Genomic DNA, 3666 nt, shown 5'->3' on the forward strand with positions numbered 1-3666 from the left:
GCCAATTCTCAAGTGGATTGGCGGGTGGCTCGACCCTGCACATCGTCGAGATGTCGCAGCTGAGAATACCAACACGATCATCAAACCCATCTGCGGATGGCTTTGATCGTCCTGTTGGACGTTTGTGCTGCCTTCGGGTGGCACGTTTTACATCGTTTAGAGAGATACACATCAGTGTCATGTCGGCCGTCCCGAGTGGGGGAAGGCCAGCGCGGCGTTCGCGCCAAGCAAGACATGAGACTATTCCAAGTCAAGTACACTAACCAAATGTTCTCAAACCTGCACGGGTTTGAGGGCGGGAAACGTACAATGCTTTTGGTCTGGACTGTGAAGGGCGGGGGAACGCAAAAGGCTCCTGTCCGATTTGGACGAGGACATGCGAATGTTCTGGTCTGGCTCTTTCTGGATCAAATCAAGCGCAATAAGGGCGTTTGGTGGATGCCTTGGCAGCAAGAGGCGATGAAGGACGTGATACTCTGCGATAAGCGCAGGCGAGCCGAGAATAGGCTTTGACCCTGCGATCTCCGAATGGGGCAACCCAACTGAAGATTTTTGGTTATTGCTTCGCAATGCACACTCCGTGCGGACCCTTGGTCCGTGGCCACCTTGCGGTGGCCGGATGGTGAGAAGCGATGCAGCTATCCGAAAGTCTAATCAGTTACTTTTAGGCTGAATACATAGGCTTAAAAGAGCAAACCCGGGGAACTGAAACATCTAAGTACCCGGAGGAAAGGAAATCAATAGAGACTCCGTTAGTAGTGGCGAGCGAACGCGGACCAGCCGAGCCTTGAGTGTGGGCAGAACTGTCTGGAAAGGCAGGCCATAGCGGGTGACAGCCCCGTATGCGAAGCACGATAGGACGTATCAAGTAGGGCGGGACACGTGAAATCCTGTCTGAAGATCGGGGGACCACCCCCGAAGGCTAAGTACTCCTTGCTGACCGATAGCGAACCAGTACCGTGAGGGAAAGGTGAAAAGCACCCCGACGAGGGGAGTGAAACAGACCTGAAACCGGACGCCTACAAGCAGTCGGAGGGATCTTGAATCCTGACGGCGTACCTTTTGTATAATGGGTCAACGACTTGGTCTATCTAGCAAGCTTAAACCGGTAGGTGTAGGCGCAGCGAAAGCGAGTCTTAAATGGGCGTTGAGTTAGATGGATCAGACCCGAAACCGAGTGATCTAGGCATGGCCAGGTTGAAGGTTGGGTAACACCAACTGGAGGACCGAACCCACATCCGTTGAAAAGGATCGGGATGAGCTGTGCCTAGGGGTGAAAGGCCAATCAAACTCGGAGATAGCTGGTTCTCCGCGAAATCTATTTAGGTAGAGCGTCGAGCGAATACCCCGGGGGGTAGAGCACTGGATGGGTAATGGGGCCCCACAGGCTTACTGATCCTAACCAAACTCCGAATACCCGGGAGTACTACTCGGCAGACACACGGCGGGTGCTAACGTCCGTCGTGAAGAGGGAAACAACCCTGACCTACAGCTAAGGCCCCTAATTCATGGCTAAGTGGGAAAGCAGGTGGGACGACCAAAACAACCAGGAGGTTGGCTTAGAAGCAGCCATCCTTTAAAGATAGCGTAACAGCTCACTGGTCTAAATAAGTTGTCCTGCGGCGAAGATGTAACGGGGCTCAAGCCATGAGCCGAAGCTTAGGATGCCCGTAAGGGCGTGGTAGCGGAGCGTTCTGTTCTGTACTTCTTGCGTCTTGCATGCCCCCAGGGGTGTGACGGACGCATCAGAAGTCTGCTGTGAAGCCGGCCTGTGAGGGACCGGTGGAGCGTTCAGAAGTGAGAATGTTGACATGAGTAGCGACAAACAGGGTGAGAGACCCTGTCGCCGAAAGTCCAAGGGTTCCTGCTTAAAGCTAATCTGAGCAGGGTAAGCCGGCCCCTAAGGCGAGGCCGAAAGGCGTAGTCGATGGGAACGAGGTTAATATTCCTCGGCCGTGAGGTGGTGACGGATCTGAAACGTAGTTCGATCTTACTGGATTGATCGGGCTGCCAACGGGTTCCTGGAAATAGCCCCTCTATAAGACCGTACCCGAAACCGACACAGGTGGACTGGTAGAGAATACCAAGGCGCTTGAGAGAACCATGTTTAAGGAACTCGGCAAAATACCTCCGTAAGTTCGCGAGAAGGAGGCCCGGACATTGCGCAAGCAGTGGCCGGGGGCACAGACCAGGGGGTGGCGACTGTTTACTAAAAACACAGGGCTCTGCGAAGTCGCAAGACGACGTATAGGGTCTGACGCCTGCCCGGTGCCGGAAGGTTAAAGGGAGGAGTGCAAGCTCCGAACTGAAGCCCCGGTAAACGGCGGCCGTAACTATAACGGTCCTAAGGTAGCGAAATTCCTTGTCGGGTAAGTTCCGACCTGCACGAATGGCGTAACGACTTCCCCGCTGTCTCGAACATGGACTCAGCGAAATTGAATTGCCTGTCAAGATGCAGGCTTCCCGCGGTTAGACGGAAAGACCCCGTGCACCTTTACTACAGCTTCACACTGGCATCAGGATTGCGATGTGCAGGATAGGTGGTAGGCTTTGATACGGGAACGCCAGTTCCCGTGGAGCCTCCCTTGAGATACCACCCTTCGCACTCTTGATGTCTAACCGCGATCCGTGAACCCGGATCCGGGACCCTGTGTGGCAGGTAGTTTGACTGGGGCGGTCGCCTCCCAAACAGTAACGGAGGCGTGCGAAGGTTGGCTCAGAGCGGTCGGAAATCGCTCGTTGAGTGCAATGGCATAAGCCAGCCTGACTGCAAGACTGACAAGTCGAGCAGAGACGAAAGTCGGCCATAGTGATCCGGTGGTCCCGAGTGGAAGGGCCATCGCTCAACGGATAAAAGGTACGCCGGGGATAACAGGCTGATGATGCCCAAGAGTCCATATCGACGGCATCGTTTGGCACCTCGATGTCGGCTCATCTCATCCTGGGGCTGGAGTAGGTCCCAAGGGTACGGCTGTTCGCCGTTTAAAGAGGTACGTGAGCTGGGTTTAGAACGTCGTGAGACAGTTCGGTCCCTATCTGCCGTGGGTGTTGGAGACTTGAGAGGAGTTGCCCCTAGTACGAGAGGACCGGGGTGAACGTTCCACTGGTGGACCTGTTGTGGCGCCAGCCGCAGCGCAGGGTAGCTATGAACGGACAGGATAACCGCTGAAAGCATCTAAGCGGGAAGCCCCCCTCAAAACAAGGTCTCCCTTGAGAGCCGTGGTAGACCACCACGTCAATAGGCCGGAGATGTACGCGCAGCAATGCGCTCAGTCGACCGGTACTAATCGCTCGATCGGCTTGATTTGTTCCAGTAACAACCAGACCAAATCACAGCACACATACCAAAAGCATGACGCAAGAATAATCGGGCCAAAACCCCACCGACGTGTATCTCTCAAGCGACACAAAACAGTCGCTTGAATACATGGTTGATTCACAGGTTTGGTGGCAATAGCGCGAGCAATACACCCGATCCCGTCCCGATCTCGGAAGTTAAGTGCCGCCGCGGCAATGGTACTGCGTCTCAAGACGTGGGAGAGTAGCTCACCGCCAAACCTGATAATCAACCATTCCTAAACAACCAACGCGGGGTGGAGCAGCCAGGTAGCTCGTCAGGCTCATAACCTGAAGGTCACAGGTTCAAATCCTGTCCCCGCAACCAGA

Annotated in this window: 1 tRNA gene and 2 rRNA genes; all 3 read left to right on the forward strand. The window is 54.7% G+C overall.

From position 1 onward, the window contains the following. The first annotated feature begins 410 nt into the window (after positions 1 to 410). The 3 genes from ROE7235_RS18305 (at position 411) to ROE7235_RS18315 (ending at position 3664) form a co-directional block, all read left to right on the forward strand. Positions 411 to 3308, forward strand: a 23S ribosomal RNA gene (locus ROE7235_RS18305). Between the two features lie 135 nt (positions 3309 to 3443). Beyond that, positions 3444 to 3558, forward strand: a 5S ribosomal RNA gene (gene rrf / locus ROE7235_RS18310). A 29-nt stretch (positions 3559 to 3587) separates the two neighbouring features. After that, positions 3588 to 3664, forward strand: a tRNA-Met gene (locus tag ROE7235_RS18315). The last annotated feature ends 2 nt before the right edge of the window (positions 3665 to 3666 follow it).

The sequence above is a fragment of the Roseinatronobacter ekhonensis genome (genome assembly GCF_900499075.1).
Classification (GTDB): domain Bacteria; phylum Pseudomonadota; class Alphaproteobacteria; order Rhodobacterales; family Rhodobacteraceae; genus Roseinatronobacter; species Roseinatronobacter ekhonensis.